Raw genomic sequence first — 17,123 nt, 5'->3', positions numbered from 1 at the left:
ACTCAGATTCGATTCAGACCGGCGGGGAAAGTGCGCAATATTCTTTCCGCGAGGGCAGGCATTGAAACTTCAATGCGGCTCGGCGTATCCTTCAACCTAGAAAATTCTGAATTTAGAACGCACTGCTGATTGGAAAGTGAAATGTCTGACGGGAATGAATCGGAGAAACCGCAAATCGAAGTCGTTGGTGATGACGATTGGAAAGATCGAGTGAAGGCAGAGGACGCCAAGCGTGACGCCGAGAGTCAGCAAAAACCAGCTGCACCTGACGCCGCCGAATCTGATGGTGAGCAAGAACTGGATCTCAACAATTTACCTCCGGCTACCTTCTCAATGCTCGTGCAGATGTTTTCAACTCAGGCCATGGTGGCGCTTGGGGTGATTCCAGATCCGAGTGGGAATCAAAATCAACAACTCCCCTTGGCGAAGCACTTCATCGATCTTCTCGGTGTGCTTGAAGAAAAATGCAAAGGCAATTTAACAGACGACGAAGCTGAGTTGCTCAAGCAGTCTGCGCATGAATTGCGAATGGCCTACATGCAGCTGTCGTCGAATATCGCTTAACGCTGATGAACAGTCAGACGTTTTCGCCAAGGATGATCCGAGTTTTGCCATGGATTCTGCTCCGGAACATTGGTCAACATTAGTTGGTCCCTCGAACTGGTTCCATCTTCACCACCCACCACAGTGGGAAACTGAAGAGCGTCAGGGGACTATTGCGTTGCGTCCTCCAGAGACTGAGGCGCTCGTGGCGATCAATACTGTTTGGCTCGGCGACGAGAAAGAGGGAGAGCTTCCTCGCTTAGAAAATATTGTCGAGCAGTTTCCAGAATCTCGAAACGTCACGGTTTCCGAAGATGAGCAAATTGGAGCAGATGAGACCGTCAAGGGCGATGCAATCCTTGACCCGTCACGAAAATGGTGGGCCAAGCTCCTTGCTCCTGGAGAATGGCGGAGTTGGACAATCTGGTCGTTTCGCCGAGATCGATTGCTGGTGGTCATCACCCTTTTGCATACTTCGGAACGGGATCCGGAACTGGAATCAATCGTACGAATGATCCTCATGAGCATGGAACTGTGTGAAGAGCCTGCAGATCCACCAGAAGTCTTTGCTCAGAATGCTTTGGAGCTGGCACGCTCTAAATTCCCTTTGTTGACGGTGAATCTGGCAGGGGAGTTTCAAATTCAAATTGAGACTTCCCGACTCAACCTCGGGAATTTCTACCGCGCCTACATTCGCGAACCGGATCAGTTTGAAAAGATTTTGCTGCCAGCGTTTTCAACAGCTGTCCAGGTTCAAGGGTGGGGGGAAGACGAAACTTCTCCGCCACTCGAAATTGTGCGTGACCGACTCATGCCGATGCTCTATCCAGAAGAGCTTTGGAAGGAGAAATTTACTAATATCGTAGGGACTCCCTGGGTCGGCGGGTTAGTGATTTTGTATGTGGTCGACGAAGCTAACGCCTATTGGTACATCCGCGATGAACTGCTCGATCACTGGTCTTTGACGCAAGATGAATTGCATCAAATGGCAATTGAGAACTTGAGAAGTTACTTCGAAAAAGAACCGATGGAAATGGCGGTGGCGACCTCAGAAGAGGGAGACCCTCGGATGATGATGCCCAATCAGCCGGACACCTATAATTCCGCTCGACTTCTCTGCGATTCCTTTCGAGCACGGATGCGCGAGGCAGTCCAGAGCGATTTGGTCGTCGGAGCACCCGGACGCGACTTTTTTATTGCGATATCGATCAAGGCCCCTGAAATGCTTCCTGAAATTCGACAACAGGTCGAGCGAGATTTTGAGAACACTGATCATCCGCTCACGAAACGTCTTCTCTTGCTGACGGCCGATGGTGTTTCAGAATTAGTGGAGGAGGTCGATTGAGCGTTGATGAATCCCCTCGGATGACGCTTCTCGGAACCGCGACCAGTATGGGGGTTCCGATGATTGGTTGTCAGTGTCCGGTTTGCACATCCAAAAACCCGAAAGACAAGCGGCTGCGCACGAGTGTTGCGGTGCATAACGGTGATTCAACTTTTCTGATTGACACCGGTCCGGAACTCAGGCAGCAATTGATTCGTGAATCAATCGAGATGATTGAAGCAGTCGTTTATACGCATGGTCATGCCGACCACATTCTCGGCTTAGACGACCTGCGTATCTTCGGGTTTAAGAAAAAAGAGCCGGTACCCGTCTATTGTGAAGATGCTGTCGAAGAAACGATTCGCCGCACGTTCTCTTACGCCTTTGATGAGACTGTCAAGAAGTCGTTGCATTCAAGGCCGATGCTCACATTCCGTGAGATCGGCCTGAGGCCTTTCGAACTCTGTGGATTAACCATCCAGCCGATTCGATTAATTCACGGCCGACTTCCCGTGCTGGGGTATCGAATCAACGATGTCGCTTTCTGCACGGACGTTAGTCAGATTCCGGATGAAAGCTGGCCGCTGCTCGAAGGATTACGAGTCCTCGTTCTTGGGGCAATCCATTTTGAACCACACCCGACTCATTTCAACATTGAAGGAGCGCTCGAAGTGGTCGAGCGGCTTCAGCCTCAGCAAACTTTTTTGACCCACGTTTCCCACCGCTTAGGATACGAAGAAACGAACCTGCAGCTGCCGGACGGCGTTGAACTCTCTTACGATCAACAAGTGATCATGCTGTAAGCTGGCGGTTTAGAACCAGTCCGAAAACCTCTGGGATAGCCGCTTTTCTTAACGTTTGAGAGAGCAATTTTAAGTTTCAGGATCAGTTCTAAAGAGAGTCACTGGCTTGCAGAGATAGTTCCCGTTTCGGGGCTGGAGGCCGTTGCGTAAAGTTTTCTGGGAATTCGACCTGCATGGGCAGCCATGCGACCTGCTCGACAGGCATCTCGCATTGCGCTTGCCATCAGGAGAGGATTTCCAGCTGAGGCGATTCCGGTGTTCAGCAAGACTCCGTCACATCCCAGTTCCATCGCAATGGCGACATCGCTGGCGGTGCCGACACCGGCATCAACGATCACAGGATAGTCCGCATCGTTCTCTTTGAGATATTCGAGACAGATTCGAATGTTATTCTGATTGAGCAAGCCTTGCCCACTGCCGATAGGACTGCCAGCTGGCATGACCGACGTCGCACCTGCTTCTTTCAGGCGTTTTGCAGTAATCGGATCATCGGTTGTGTAGCAAAGAACCTGGAAACCGTCAGCGACTAATTTTTCTGTCGCTTGAAGTGTGGCAACAGGATCAGGAAGCAATGTTTTCGTATCTCCCAGAACTTCCAGTTTCACCCAGTCAGCTCCAGGGTTTTCGAGGCCTTCGAGAATCTCTCTGCCTAATCGAGCGACACGGACTGCGTCCTCGGCATTAAAGCAGCCAGCTGTGTTTGGAAGAATGGTGTATCGGTCCAGGTCAATGAAATCCAGAATGTTACGACCGTCCGCATCGATCAGCCTTTCTCGCCGAACTGCTACGGTAATCACTTCTGCTTCGCTTTCTGCCAGACACTCTTGCATCAATTCGTATGTCGAATACTTCCCCGTACCCAAAATCAGCCGGGAGCGAAATTCGTGAGAGCCAACAACTAATGTCTGGTTGAGCAATTTCGTGGCGGGAGTTGTCATGGCAGAACTGAAAGTTTGAGAAAAGTGACGTCGATTTGTTCGCAAGCAGAGTGACTTCAGTTTAACGATTCCTCCCTTGCCCCAAAACACTCAAGTGTTCGCAGTAAACGAATTCTCAATGAGAGGGATATATCGACTTCAGTGAATGGGTGACAGGTTTCGAGATGTTCTGAAGCGGCTTAAGCTCGCGACTAAGCTGGTATAAAAGTTGTCACAAAAGAGAGTCTTGGAAAACATGGAGAAATGCCATGATTCCATTAAAGAAGAGCGAGCCCAGAACAAATTCAAACGGAAGATTTCAGACAGGCCGGCGGGAGCATTCTTGACTCTGTCTTTCATGGTTTTGGGGCAGAAGTCTTTCTTCATCACCAACTCCGTGAAAAGCAGCATGACCCGTTCTATCTCTCTTCCTGACAGTTGTCCTTCAATCACAAAAAGAATACACAAATTAGAAATTGCCCCCATAAACAGACTTGGAAGAAAGTTGATCATTGATCAACGGGATCAAATCGATGTATAATGAAGTAATGTTCTACTGAGTTGAGTTCCTTTCTGAAATCGCAGTGGCCTGAACCCACTATGATGAATACTGCGATGAATTTTTTAGGGATCAGTTGATAGAACACCCACCTTATTTCAGCACACAAATGAAATCCCACCGTTTGAATACCGCATTCTCATGTACTCTCTTTGAAGTGCACCTCTTAATGCGGCAATCAATCAGTGTGATACTTCAGACCGTGTGACACATAATACAGTGTGACAGATATTCAGTAACAGTTAATCTGCCTCACTGATAACATGCCTCGCTGATGGTCAATATTTACCTGATTTTGTCACCAGCTCCGGCAACCTGCCCCCACTGGCTCCCCAATTGTATTGGAAGGTTCCTCACCTTGATGCCTGCAAAAAGAATATCCGAATCTCTACTCGTCCTGGCAGTTGTAATGTTGGGGCTGAGCTTGTCTGTGGAAGCGGACGATCAAACCCGACTTGCTCCCGAAGAAATTGACTTCGATCGAGACATTCAACCGGTGCTGACACGCTTCGGTTGCAACTCGGGGGCCTGCCACGGAAAACAACGTGGGCAGAACGGTTTTCAACTCTCTTTGCTTGGATTCGATTCTGATTTTGATCACAACGCGTTGGCAAAACAGACTCGCGGTCGTCGTATTTCATTAACACGCCCGGAGTCCAGTTTGTTGCTGAGGAAGCCTCTGGGAGAAGCTCCGCACGGCGGAGGGGTCAGGTTGAAGGCTGATAGCGCTGGCTATCAGTTGTTGTTGGACTGGATTCGCGCCGGCGCTCCTCGGTCAGTCCCGAATACACCCACTCTGGAAAATGTCACTGTCACACCAACAGAGAAAATTCTTCCCCACCACGGCAAGCAACAGCTTACGGTGATCGCACACTATTCCGATGGGACAACTCGTGATGTGACGGACATGTCGATTTATCAATCGAACGAAGCGCCGATTGTCGCTGTCGATGAAGACGGCGTCGTCACTGCCGGAAATATCACGGGGGAAGCGGCAATTATGGCCCGCTATTCCGGACACTTTGCAATCTTCACCGGCTCGGTCCCATCTCCTGGCACCGCACCCCCACCAGTCTCATTGGCCAGCGATCATCCTGTCGATCAAATGGTCGCTAAAACGTTGACCCGCTTAGGTCTCGATTCTTCAGATCCTGCTCCCGAGCATCGATTCTTGCGACGTGCCTACGTCGATATTATTGGTCGTCTTCCAACAGCCGAGGAAGCTCGCACATATCTTAGTAATGAGTCCGCCGAAAAACGGACTGCACTTGTTGATGAGTTACTGAACAAGCCGGAATATGCGGAGCACTGGGCGAACAAATGGGCCGACCTGTTGCGTCCGAACCCTTACCGTGTCGGTATCAAAGCTGTGATGAATTACGACGCCTGGATTCGTGGGGCTTTCCGCAAGAACCAGCCGTACGACGAGTTTGTCAAAGAACTCATCACAGCACAGGGGAGTACATTCCGAGAGGGGAATGTGACCTTATACCGAGATCGCCGCAGCCCCGACGAATTGACAACTATTGTGAGTCAATTGTTTCTCGGAATTCGGTTGGAATGCGCGAAGTGTCATCACCATCCGTTTGAAGTTTACGGGCAGGAAGACTTTTACAGCTTCGCTGCCTATTTCGCGAAGCTCGGCCACAAGGGAACTGGATTGTCGCCACCGATTTCTGGATCGGAAGAGTTTATTTACAACAGAGGTCGAGGTGATGTTCGCCACCCCCTTACGAACGAAGTGCTGGCTCCCAAACCACTGTACGGTGAATCTACAGAAATTCCCGAGGGGACTGATCCGCGAATTGCGCTCGCAGATTGGATGGCCTCTGCCGACAATGATTACTTCTGCCAGACAATTGCAAACCGTGTCTGGACGGACTTAATGACGATGGGACTGGTGACTCCTGTCGACGATTTGCGAGCCACGAACCCCGCAGTGAATCCAGAGTTACTGAAGTACTTGGGAGACTACCTTGCCGAGAACGATTTCGACTTGAAGAAATTGATTCGCCACATCGTGTTGTCCAATACCTATGCATTGAGTTCAGTACCGACAGAGCGAAATGCTGTGGATACACGTTATTTCTCTCGACACTTCCGCGAGCGATTACGAGCTGAAGTGTTGCTTGATTCGGTTGTTCAAATCACCGGGGTTCCCGAATCGTTCTCAGGAATGGCACCAAATACAAAAGCAAAGGAACTTTGGACACATCGAATTCGTTCTTTGTTTCTGGATGCATACGGTCGCCCCGATCCAAACCAGGATCCGCCGTGCGAGCGAACATCAGACCCTACAGTCGTACAAACGTTACATCTGATGAATTCGGAAAACCTTTTCAAGAAGGTGACTTCCGAACAAGGTTGGGCTGTCGAACTCGCGAAGAGCGAACTTCCGCCTGAAGAAATCGTTAAAAACCTCTACCTTGCGATCTACTCTCGATACCCGAATGAGAAAGAGTTGGACATCGCCGTCAATTTATACGACAATAAAGAAAGTGAAGCTGACGCACTCACACTGCGTCGTCAGACTACCGAAGACTTAATGTGGGCGTTGATGAATACCCCTGAGTTTGTCTTTAAAGACTAACCGGAAAGAAAGAAACATCTACGACCATCCCTCCTATTTCCCTCCCATCCCCTTTTGAGGATGACTCCATGCCTACCTTGAAGAAAACGATCAATCGAAACTGTAACGGAATCAGTCGCAGAAACTGTCTCCAGTTCGGACTCACCGCTGCGTTTGGAACTGGTTTTGCCGATTTGCTTTCCCTTCGTGCCAACGCAGGTGAACAAGCAGGACATCCCACAGCGAAAGCCAAGAGCTGTATTCTTGTCTGGTTGGATGGTGGTCCAACTCACTATGAAACATTCGATCCCAAGCCACTTGCCCCAAGTGAGATTCGTGGTGAGTTCTTCCCTATTGAAACCAAAATTCCGGGTGTGCATTTTTCTGAGCACATGACGAAGTTGGCCGGGATCGCAGACAAACTGTCGATTATTCGGTCGATCCGACACAATCAAGGAAACCACGGAGCTGGCAATCACTACATGATGACCGGTGCCCCACCTCGAATTCCGGTTGGTTGCGGAGCATTCGTCAGTTTCCATCCAAGCCTTGGGTCTGTGACTGCACATGATCGCGGACACAAAAATGGACTTCCTGCATATTTTTCCATTCCAAGCATGTCCCGTTCAGGGGGACCGAACTTCCTTGGTGCGCAGTACGCGCCATTTGTTGTTCCCGATAACCCCAACAGCAGTAACTTCCGTGTGCGAGACGTTGCTCTCCCGCGTGGTCTGGAAGAAGAGCGTTTTGTCAGTCGCAAAGACCTGCGGTCGGTTGTCGATCAGCTACCTCGATTCGAAAATCGAGCCAGTGGTGATCCGGCAAAGTCGCTCGATGAATATTACACACAAAGTTACGATCTGATGTCTTCTCCAAGCGCGCAGAAGGCGTTTGACATTAACCAGGAAGACGGGGAACTTCGGGACCGATACGGTAGAAATCCATTCGGTCAACGAGCGCTTCTTGGTCGACGCCTCGTCGAAGCTGGTGTCCCTTTTGTGACTCTCTATGAGGGTGGCTGGGATCATCATCGTGGACTGTTCCCGAGTTGTCGAAAACGCCTTCCGGGTGTCGACAATACAATTGCAACGCTAATCACTGATCTGGAAGAACGCGGTCTCCTCGATGAAACACTTGTCGTTGTGTTGGGAGAATTCGGGCGGACACCTCAGATCAATAAAGATGGCGGACGTGACCACTGGTCAAATGCAATGTCCGTGCTGATGGCCGGGGCGGGAACTCCTGGCGGAACGATCGTTGGAGCAACGGATCGACAAGGGTACTCAGCTGTTGATCGAGTCCTTTCTCCGGAGAATTTCGCGTCGACTGTTTATCGCAAGCTCGGAATTGATCCAGATCAAATGCTGTATACGCCGCTTGGACGTCCAACTCACCTTGTCAGCGACCCGACCCCCATCACCGAACTCATGGGCTAAGACGTTTTCGTGTTCCTTTGTGTTCGCGAAGAGCGTTTTGCTCGATTGTGTCCCCATGGCTCGTGAGTGTGCGAGGCGCCCTTAGTCGGTGCCTCCTCACTGCATCGTTTGCGTCAACTCACAAGGCGTTGAGATGAAATTCTGCTCTCTTCCTGTTCATCTTCGGTTGAACAGTTTAGTTGTCATGCTCTGCCGTCCGTTACTCGGTTTACTTGCAATGACGTTTTTTGCAGCTTCTGAACTTGCTGCTGAAGCGCCTGCAATCACATCGATCTTTCCTCCCGGACTGCAGCAAGGTTCAACAGTTGAGTTCAAACTGACTGGGAAACCGGGAACTCAGCCAGTTTCTGTCGTGTCGTCGAGCAATGCTCTTGGTGAGTTCAAGTTCTCTGAAAAGGGAGATCAGTTAACAATCACTGCTGCTGCAGATGCTCAGCCGGGATTACATTGGTTGCGTTTTCATAATGCCGAAGGAGCAACTTCTCAACTTCCGATCCTGGTCGGTGTCCTGCCAGAGATGACTGAGAAAGAACCAAACAACTCTGCAGAGGAAGCTGAAAAAATTGAGTCACTTCCGATCCTGATAAACGGTGTCCTGCACAAAGGGGGCGAAGTTGATACTTTTGCAGTCACGCTATCCGATGGAGAAACGCTCGTTGCTTCTGTCGATGCTCATGCTGCTTTTGAATCACCAATGGATTCCGTATTACAAATTTTAGATGCGGATGGATATGTCATTGAGCAAAACGATGACGATCATGGAAATGATTCGTTGATAGCATTTCAAGCTCCTCATCAAGGGACGTTTCTGGTGAGAATTTTTTGCTTCCCGGCAACTCCGAATAGTACCATCAATTTTGCGGGCGGTTCGACCTATCGTTATCGACTGACTCTCACCTCTGGCCCCTTTGTCACGTCGCGGACTGTTACTTCAGGAAAGCCACTTGGATGGAATCTGGACAAAGCTGATCCCAAGCAGCTTGAATCTGGAACGACCTCAGCGTTTCATCAAATCCATCAGCTAATCGCAAAGCAGAATCCTGTCACTGAAGCAGATGCTGCCAAAGCTGTGCAGACTATTCCTTTTGCGGTGAGTGGTGTGATCGAGAAATCAGAAGAACTCGATGTCTTTCGATTCACTGGTAAGAAAGGGGAATCGTTACAGCTTCGCGTTCAAGCTCGTGCGATTGGTTCTCATCTCGATCCAGTGTTGAAAATCCGAGACAGCCAAGGCAAAGTGCTCAAAGAGTTCGACGATATCAGCCGGAAAGACCAAGACATTAACAATGCTTGGAAAGTTCCATCCGACGGAGAGTATCAGCTTGAAATCAGCGACAGGTTCAATCATGCAGGATTTCGTTATGTTTATTTACTGACTGCTGAGCTCAATACTCCCAGAGCTGATTTGACAGTCACTGCTGACCATTTTGAGGCGAAACGAGATAAACCGATTGAAATTCCAGTGGCGATCAATCGTTTGCATGGGTTCAACAAGGAACTCCTTGTCTCGGTGAAGAATCTTCCGGAAGGTGCGACCGCTGAGGCCGTCAAGTCTGAAGCAAAAGGGGATTCAGCCAAGAAAGTGACATTGAAGATCGATGTGAAAAACGCAGCTGGTTTTCAAGGTCCGATTCAAATTGTCGGCAGTATTGGGGATGAGAAATCTGAAGTCATCGCGACGAGCCCACTCCAGGTAACACCGCTCACGACATCAGACCTCTGGCTGACGATACCTGCTAAACCGGAAGAAAAGCCGGAAGAGAAGCCGGCAGAGAAAGAAAAATAACAACTTGAGTGTCACCGATCTCAGTCGTCGAAACTCCACTGTCAGACGACGGTTACATAAGTTTCGAATTCTTCTTGGCGGCCCCTTTTGTGCGATCGCGTTTGAAGGTCAGCTCGGGGTAAAGACCCCGAGCATCAGAACTTCTCATCGCATGCCTTGATTACTTCTTCGGCAAGAAAGGGAACAGTTTCAAAATCTCTTCGTGACTAGGCTGATGGCCGTACTCACAAATTTCGAATGCTTCCGCGTATTTGACTGCTTTGCCGGCCTCTTCACCGTACCATTCAATGAGTGCGTCACGATAAGTATTGGCTTCTCGACCTGCTCGCCGCTGCCAGTGTCCTTTGAGCCATTCTCGGCGTAATTCAGGCTGAGATGCTGGCGGGATATCACGGACCTTTTCTTCATTGCCAAGTGCTCCTCCTTCAAAAACCTGGGACTCCAGTGCAGTGAGGGCATCGACTTTCTTTTCAAACACTGAGTCAATTGAAACTGCAATATCTGCTTTGAATGGGTATGGTCTTTGGAATCGATCGCTGGAGTACAAGAAGAGCGGGTTTTTCTTCAGTGGAGGAGTGTCGGGACAGAAATATGGGACGGTGACCATGAATGCAGCATCTTGGACCAGAACCCCGGTGTATCGGTGATCGGGGTGATAATCCCAAGGTCGATGAGCAATGACAATGTCCGCGTTCCAGTCACGGATCAGGCGGACAATTGTCCGACGATTTTCCAAAGTTGGCATAAGTTCGCCATCGTGAATATCTAACACTTCAGACGACACGCCAAGTCGTTTGGCGACAAGTGCAGACTCGGCGGTGCGACGTTTTGCGAGTGCACCGCCTGCCATTTGCCAATGGCCGATATCTCCATTCGTCACTGAGACGAGTTTCACGTGATGCCCCATCTCCGCCCATAATGCTGCTGCTCCGCCACTTTTGTACTCAGCATCATCGGGATGTGCGCCAAAACAAATGATGCGAAGCTTTCCGTCGTCTTTGTTTTGTGCATCTTGTGCTAACAGGAGATTTGAGGTCACAATCAGCAAGAAGGCTGTTGATAAAATCTGACGAACAATCATTGTTATTCCAGTTCTCTAAGGTCGTGAATGTTTAAAACGAATCGAATCTTAAACTGTGCCTGCTGTCTCGAGGTCAGCAACTCAGTTGTTTCTGAAAGCAATTTTTTGTGAGCACGCTAGTCATGGAAGATGATTCATGACTGGTCAATCAAACTTCGGTGATTGGTGAATCTCTTTCAAATTCTCAGGTGTGCCAAACCAATCGTGCATTTCTTTTACAAACGGATGAACGATTTCTATCGGTTCGAGAATTCTCCCACGGTCGTTGGTTTCAATCATCCAGGTATCAAGGGCAGCTCGCATGCGTAGCAAAATTTCAGACGAAGATGGGTTCCCCGCGATGTCATTGATTTCGTCTGGATCATTGAGCAGGTCAAAGAGCATTTCTTGAGGAAACGGCTTCATGAGGTTGGCGGGCGGGCCCACCAGTTTTCCTGATGCATCGAGCTCTCGCATCAACGGTTTAATGGGGAAGCATTTTTCTTTATAGCGATTCAACGTCGCAAAGCCTGCACCGGGAGTAAAATTCCGGATGTAGTGATACCGACCATCATGGACGGATCTCTGCCGGATCACCGTTTCATCGATACGATCACGAGCTGCAAAAACGTACTTACGTTCAGGGGCACGGTTCGGACCGATGAAGACTTGGCTTTGCATTCCAATAGGGCGTTCAATACCTGCCATTGCTAAAGTTGTCGCAGTGATATCGAGGAGGCTGATCGGCTGGTCGTTCACGGTTCCCGGCTTGAAGTCTTTCGGAGGAGCGAGCGTTTCCGGCCAGTAAATAATCATTGGAACGTGCAAGCCGGAATCGAAGCACCAGTGGATTCCACGTGGTTCCAAACGTCCGTTGTCGCCAAAGAAAATAACGATTGTGTTTTCCTCAAGCCCATCTTTCTTCAGCCGGTCCAAAATCCAGCCGACCCGAACATCCATTCCGGAAACAGAGTTCAGATAACGAGCCCATTCTTTTCTGACGAGGGGGTGGTCAGGATAGTACGGTGGAGGAGTGACATTCTTTTCTGTGCCGATCTGGGGATGCCACTCTTCGCCAACCCATTTCACGCGAGGTTTTTCCGCAGACATTCGATCGTAGATATCGTATTCCGCTTCTGGCGTATTGATTTGAGCAAAGAACGGCTGATTGTTTTTGAGTTCCTCCCAGTCTGCTGTCTGATAGATCGGGCCTTCGTTTGTGAAATTCAGATCGAGTTTACCTGTTCCAACCGTTTTGTCATCAATGGTCGTGATATTCGCAGTCCGATAGCCTGCATCCTGCAATCGGTGTGTCAGCGGTCGGACCCCAGCTGGAAGTCGGTAGTCGTCATCGCGGTGCGAACGCATGTTGTGCGTATCGGTTGTCGTCTGATACATCCCGACCATGAATGCCGAACGACTCGGAGCGCAGACTGGCGAAGTTGAGAAGACGTTTGTGTATTTCACTCCGCGCTTTGCGAGCCCGTCCAGATTTGGAGTTTCGACGTTTTTCTGACCGTAACACCCCAAATCGAGAGCGAAATTTTCGCCGACGATCCAGAGGATGTTCGGTTGAGGTTCTTCTGCAGAGAGTTCCCCTGGTACGCCCCCCGTGAGAAGGATGAGGCTTAAAATGATTCGAAACATTTCAAATTCCTTACATGAGAACCAGTCCGAAAACCTTCGGAGTAGTCGCTTTCTCACTATTTGAGAGAGCGAATTCTGGTTCCAGGATCAGGTTGGGGCAAAACAATTCCAATGTCATTCAGTCTATTCAGGGTGTTGTCTCTGAACGTAGAAAAGAAATGATGTCTGCAATGTCTTGTGGCTTGAGATTCTTCTCTAAACCTTCTGGCATGAATGACCGCCCTGTGTTGACCATTTCTTCGATTTCTGAACGAAGGATCGTTTCAGATTTCCCATCAGGTCGAATCAATTTCAGGCTCGTCGCAGTCTCTTCAAGAATCAGTCCGCTATAGACTTTTCCATTTTTGGTCACAATGGAGTATCCACGATATTTGGATTCAGCAGCGGCGTTGGGATCGATGATAGATGTCAGGATGTACTCATCAGATTTCTTGAGGAGCGAAGACAATTTGGGACCAAAGTCGTTCCCAATCTCGTGGTGCCGGTGACAGGTGCTACAAGTTTTTGTGAACTGCTTCTTCCCATTCTTAATGTCGCCTTTTAATGAAAGGGCACTCATGTATGTTTTCAACAGTTCCAATCGCGTCGATGCCATCCCATGAGAAGCGGTCAGCTTTGCGAATCGGGCTTGCACCTCTTTGTTGCGATGGTTCTTCAATGCGTCTGCCGTAGCAGCGCTCATGTCGTTGGTGAAGATCACATTCTGTTCAAGAGCCTCAAGCAGCTGGTTCGTGGATGTCGTGCTGGTGAGCAGAATGGCTTGGATCTCAGATTGGACGGCCGGTGTTTGCTTTTTCATTTGTTGAAGAAGCTTCAGGGTTTCGTTCAAATTCACAACCGATTCGATCACTGCAGTGTTTACATCGGGGGATTGAGTCGCACTGAGGAACGCCAACAGATCCTCTGCCGAGAGTGGGCTGTTGGAGTATGCTGCCAGGCGAATGGCCCCCGGGATCTCTTCTTGAGGAAGGCTTTGAGACTTCAGGGCAGCGACCGAGTCATTGAGGATTTGCGAAAAAGTTTTATTCGTCCCCTCTTCAAAACTTTGGCTCAGTTCTTCAAATGAGACTTTGTTTCGCTCAAAATAACTGATTGCAGTCAGTAGTAACCGTCGTCTTAATTGAGGATCTTTGATGGAGGTCATTGATTCCCCCAGTTGCTCCATGCCTTTGATGGATGAGCTTCCCAGCAGTGTCGTCAGCAATCCATTGAGTAAATCTGGGGTGACAATTTTGTCTTCAATGGCGCCAATCAGCAGGCGGTCTGCGACCCCATTTGCGGAAGACAATATGGCTGTTCGTATCCAGGGATTATCGGAACTGCTTTGAATCACCTTTCGCAAGACTGAAGCACGGATATCATCGTTGGCATTACCTGCAGCGAGTGCCAACTCAAAACGAATTCGCTCGTTGGGATGATGTGAGAGTGTCGACGGTTGCCACTTTTCTTTGGGGTTCGTTTCCACGCCCCAGAGTCGAATAGCGCTGATCACGACGTCGATGTCTTCGGACTGGTAATTCTTCAGGATTGCAGGGGGTGTCTTTGAAAGCAGGGCATAGGTGTAAGAGGCCTGGATGAGCGTCCTGCTGTCCTGACTTTCGTTGATGAGTTGCAGCAACGATTTTGCAAGCGTGTCGCCTTCGGAGTCGACATCGGAAATGTCTCGCTCAAGAATGAGTTGCTGGGCGCGGTCACGTGTCCAGCCGTTTGAGCTTTTCAGAAGTTCGACCAATTCCGGAGTTTTAAGTTGTGACAGATCCTCGATTCGAGTGGGGGAAGAGTCTTTGTGGTAGACGCGATAAATGCGGCCCCGATTGTAGCCAGCGTACAAATCAAGTTTGGCTTGCCAAGCTTCCGGAATCCATTCTGGGTGTTCGATGACTTGGCGATACATATCACAGACCCACAGCGTATTGTCGGGAGCTGTCATCAGCCGGGTCGGACGAAACCAGTTGTCTGAGGAGGTTAAGAATTCTGATTTCTGTTCAGACTTTGCACGTTTCCCGGAGAACTTGATTGTTGAATGGTCAACGACGACACGGCTGACGAGATTGTGGACAGGCTCACAGATGAGGACTGTCCCGTCGATGCCTGTGCCTAAGCTGTCGTTTCTGAAGACGGTTGGGCTACAAGCAGAAGTGAAGCGGTCAAGTGCAAAGAGATCGTTAAATCGATCGAGCGTTCGACTTGTTGGATAGACTTGAGGAGCGAAGCGAGGATTCGTGAGGTGATGCTTTGGCGACGGAGATGGGAGATGCGGGTTTCGACTCAAATCCCGGTCTTCGATTACGAATTGAAACAACGGCTCACTATTCGAATTGCCAAACCAGTTCCCGAAATCATCCCGGCTGCGGCCGTATTGACTGCTCCCACTGATCGCTTCAAGTTTTCCTGAGACGGGATCAAAGCGGCAGTCGCGTCCGGAGACGTTGACCGTCTCACCCGTTCGTAAACATTGAATTTGTTTGTTGTTTGTGCCAGCGGACAAATACAACCAGCCGTCGAGTCCATACTCGAACCCGCCGATGCGGTGTTGAGGATTTGCTTTCTCAAATCCTGTGAAGAAGACTTCTTGCTCGTCGCATTTCAGATCGCCATCAGTATCTCGAGCAAAAATAATGTCCGGAGCTCCGCTTACGAAGACACCATCTTTCCATGGAAAAACTCCAGTAGGGAAGGAAAGCCCATCGAGGAAGATTTTTGCTTCGTCGTACTGGCCGTCCTGATTGCTGTCGATTAAGACTTTGATTCGGCCCGCTGGCGGACCATCCCAAGGTTCATGCCGTTCGATTTTCGAGAGGTCTTCCGCGGGGTTACCTCGCGGATAGTCTCCCATTTCGACAACCCATAATCGACCACGCGCATCGACTGCAAAATTGATCGGGTCACGAATGAGCGGCTCAGATGCGACCTCTTCAATAACATAACCGTTCGGAAGAGTAAATGTTTTTAGCGCATCTGAGACGGGAGTTGGTACGTCAAGGCTTTTCGAGTTGAACAGTTCTTTCACTCGTCGCAGGATGACATCCTCTGTTCCTGTCGACCAGCGACCTGGCTGCAGGTAATAAATCATTGAGAAATCGACTTCGTACCCACCTTCAGAACGCATTCGCTCCGGGGTGACATACCCAAAGACGTCGTTTGCGTAAGCGGTGACCCAAACATTGTCAGGCGTCAGCCCCTCGACAAGAGTCGGCAGTTCCTTCTTGATTCGTGTTGCATACTCAACGCAAACTTCTCCTCCGAGAAAGACCATCGCGAATTCATTCCCGAATCGCCACACTTGGATCGGCATCGGGTAAGTTTCGGGAAGACGTCCCATTCGTTTTTTGGTGTCGATCATGACTTCGGCATGCCGCCGAACCTGAGGACGTGAATTCTTGAGGTTCTCTTTCAATTGGGCATCACTCGGGCGGTCAATCGGGAGACCTGCAAAGCCGAACGATGATGTTGGTGCCGCGTTGACTTCTGTGAAACCAGTCTTCAGATCAACCAGACGGGAAATTTCATCAGCGATTTCTTCTCCTTGTCGCTGAGCAATTTCGAACGCGTGTTCCGGATTGCGTTCTGGATTTGCATCGGCTCCACAGCCAATTGTACAAAGAGCGATTGCACCATTGTTCGCTGCTTCCAGCGACTTCGTTGCGTAACCGGCCCAGTCACCATTGACGCGGTTGTAGTTGCCACCAAAAGTGGTGCAATGACAGGCGTAATTGAAGATCAGTCCACGTGTTTTGTTTCCCTCGACATCCGTGATGCGGAGTACTGGAAGGGAGTGATCAACTGGTCCATTTGGATTTTCCCCAAACCCGGTCCAGGTTCCATCTTTGATGACCCGTCGATTTCGTGCGAATGTCGCAGTGCCGGTGTCGATTGAAATTTTGCCTGGGCTCAAATTCTGGATCGCCTGGTCAACAGCTTTGACAACTTGATCACGCACATACGATGTGTACGCTTGTGTCGCCGTCGATTCGAGTTCGGTGAGCGGCGTCGCGAAGAGATTCGTGAGCCCATGTCCGATGTGTGGCGCGGTATGAGAGTGAGTGCAGCAGATCACAAATCGGCTACGAGGAATGTTGTGCTTCGATTTGACAGCAGCATGTATTTCCTTAGTCAACTCGCCGGGAAAGCCGATCGTGTCGACGGAAACCAGGACGTGCAGTCCCTCCTTGCCATTGGCGGTCATCGCCATGCCGCGAGCGAAGAGGGGCTCGTCGATTCCGTCGTATGGTTTGTCTCGATTTCCGTATCCAGAAAGTCGAACGGGTGTTGAAGGTGTTACTTCAACTTTTGAAAACCCAAATTCAAAGTCAGCCGCTGAGGATGTCTGTGTGAAGAATGACGCACAAAGTGAGAGTGCAGTGATCGTAACAATTCGCATGAATTCAACTCCTTATTAATTCTAACACATCGTGTCGAATCAATATGGAATCGTCCAGTCAGCAACGAAAGTAAATTTCATCGATTCACCGAGCGGAG

The 17,123-nt window shown here is 49.7% G+C and carries 10 protein-coding genes; 6 read left to right on the top strand and 4 right to left on the bottom strand.

Annotation, left to right across the window (positions count from 1 at the left end):
- Positions 1 to 141: 141 nt before the first annotated feature.
- Genes Mal48_RS11160 through Mal48_RS11150 form a run of 3 tightly spaced genes read left to right on the top strand, consistent with a single transcriptional unit; the run spans position 142 to position 2,670 of the window.
- Positions 142 to 564: a DUF1844 domain-containing protein gene (locus Mal48_RS11160; RefSeq protein WP_145199045.1), complete on the top strand. Its 423-nt coding sequence runs from the start codon at positions 142 to 144 to the stop codon at positions 562 to 564.
- Between the two features lie 49 nt (positions 565 to 613).
- Positions 614 to 1,888: a DUF1444 family protein gene (locus Mal48_RS11155; RefSeq protein WP_197442262.1), complete on the top strand. Its 1,275-nt coding sequence runs from the start codon at positions 614 to 616 to the stop codon at positions 1,886 to 1,888.
- Positions 1,885 to 2,670: an MBL fold metallo-hydrolase gene (locus Mal48_RS11150; RefSeq protein WP_231739994.1), complete on the top strand. Its 786-nt coding sequence runs from the start codon at positions 1,885 to 1,887 to the stop codon at positions 2,668 to 2,670. The genes Mal48_RS11155 and Mal48_RS11150 overlap by 4 nt, the downstream gene beginning before the upstream one ends.
- Before the next feature lie 98 nt (positions 2,671 to 2,768).
- Here Mal48_RS11150 and Mal48_RS11145 read toward each other — a convergent pair whose 3' ends face one another.
- A complete protein-coding gene (locus tag Mal48_RS11145; protein WP_145199040.1) occupies positions 2,769 to 3,608 on the bottom strand; it encodes a thiazole synthase in 840 nt (279 codons plus the stop codon).
- 899 nt (positions 3,609 to 4,507) lie between these two features.
- On the opposite strand from Mal48_RS11145, the gene Mal48_RS11140 reads away from it, so the two are divergent.
- From Mal48_RS11140 to Mal48_RS11130, 3 genes are all read left to right on the top strand, one after another.
- Positions 4,508 to 6,736 (top strand): DUF1549 domain-containing protein, encoded by a 2,229-nt coding sequence (locus Mal48_RS11140; protein WP_145199037.1) that lies wholly within the window; start codon positions 4,508 to 4,510, stop codon positions 6,734 to 6,736.
- Positions 6,737 to 6,804: 68 nt separating this feature from the next.
- Positions 6,805 to 8,151 (top strand): DUF1501 domain-containing protein, encoded by a 1,347-nt coding sequence (locus Mal48_RS11135; protein WP_145199034.1) that lies wholly within the window; start codon positions 6,805 to 6,807, stop codon positions 8,149 to 8,151.
- A gap of 133 nt (positions 8,152 to 8,284) precedes the next feature.
- Positions 8,285 to 9,937, top strand: coding sequence for a PPC domain-containing protein (locus Mal48_RS11130; RefSeq protein WP_145199031.1), 1,653 nt, complete (start codon positions 8,285 to 8,287; stop codon positions 9,935 to 9,937).
- Positions 9,938 to 10,097: 160 nt separating this feature from the next.
- On the opposite strand, the gene Mal48_RS11125 is transcribed toward Mal48_RS11130, so the two are convergent.
- From Mal48_RS11125 to Mal48_RS11115, 3 genes are all read right to left on the bottom strand, one after another.
- A complete protein-coding gene (locus Mal48_RS11125) occupies positions 10,098 to 11,018 on the bottom strand; it encodes a PIG-L deacetylase family protein (protein ID WP_145199028.1) in 921 nt (306 codons plus the stop codon).
- Between the two features lie 144 nt (positions 11,019 to 11,162).
- Positions 11,163 to 12,644 carry a sulfatase family protein gene (locus tag Mal48_RS11120; protein ID WP_145199025.1) on the bottom strand — a complete coding sequence of 494 codons (1,482 nt, stop codon included), beginning with the start codon at positions 12,642 to 12,644 and terminating at the stop codon, positions 11,163 to 11,165.
- Positions 12,645 to 12,771: 127 nt separating this feature from the next.
- Positions 12,772 to 17,025, bottom strand: coding sequence for a neutral/alkaline non-lysosomal ceramidase N-terminal domain-containing protein (locus Mal48_RS11115; RefSeq protein WP_145199022.1), 4,254 nt, complete (start codon positions 17,023 to 17,025; stop codon positions 12,772 to 12,774).
- Positions 17,026 to 17,123: the final 98 nt, after the last annotated feature.

Origin of the sequence: Thalassoglobus polymorphus, assembly GCF_007744255.1 — a bacterium.
GTDB classification, from domain to species: domain Bacteria; phylum Planctomycetota; class Planctomycetia; order Planctomycetales; family Planctomycetaceae; genus Thalassoglobus; species Thalassoglobus polymorphus.
Note: the sequence above shows the minus strand (reverse complement) of the source record. Positions and strands in the feature narration are given on the sequence as shown.

Excerpts from the sequence above, each read along its gene's own strand:
- Mal48_RS11160 (WP_145199045.1), top strand. The coding sequence starts at position 142 with ATGTCTGACGGGAATGAATCGGAGAAACCGCAAATCGAAGTCGTTGGT.
- Mal48_RS11155 (WP_197442262.1), top strand. The coding sequence starts at position 614 with ATGGATTCTGCTCCGGAACATTGGTCAACATTAGTTGGTCCCTCGAAC.
- Mal48_RS11145 (WP_145199040.1), bottom strand. The coding sequence starts at position 3,608 with ATGACAACTCCCGCCACGAAATTGCTCAACCAGACATTAGTTGTTGGC.
- Mal48_RS11140 (WP_145199037.1), top strand. The coding sequence starts at position 4,508 with ATGCCTGCAAAAAGAATATCCGAATCTCTACTCGTCCTGGCAGTTGTA.
- Mal48_RS11135 (WP_145199034.1), top strand. The coding sequence starts at position 6,805 with ATGCCTACCTTGAAGAAAACGATCAATCGAAACTGTAACGGAATCAGT.
- Mal48_RS11130 (WP_145199031.1), top strand. The coding sequence starts at position 8,285 with ATGAAATTCTGCTCTCTTCCTGTTCATCTTCGGTTGAACAGTTTAGTT.
- Mal48_RS11125 (WP_145199028.1), bottom strand. The coding sequence starts at position 11,018 with ATGATTGTTCGTCAGATTTTATCAACAGCCTTCTTGCTGATTGTGACC.
- Mal48_RS11120 (WP_145199025.1), bottom strand. The coding sequence starts at position 12,644 with ATGTTTCGAATCATTTTAAGCCTCATCCTTCTCACGGGGGGCGTACCA.
- Mal48_RS11115 (WP_145199022.1), bottom strand. The coding sequence starts at position 17,025 with ATGCGAATTGTTACGATCACTGCACTCTCACTTTGTGCGTCATTCTTC.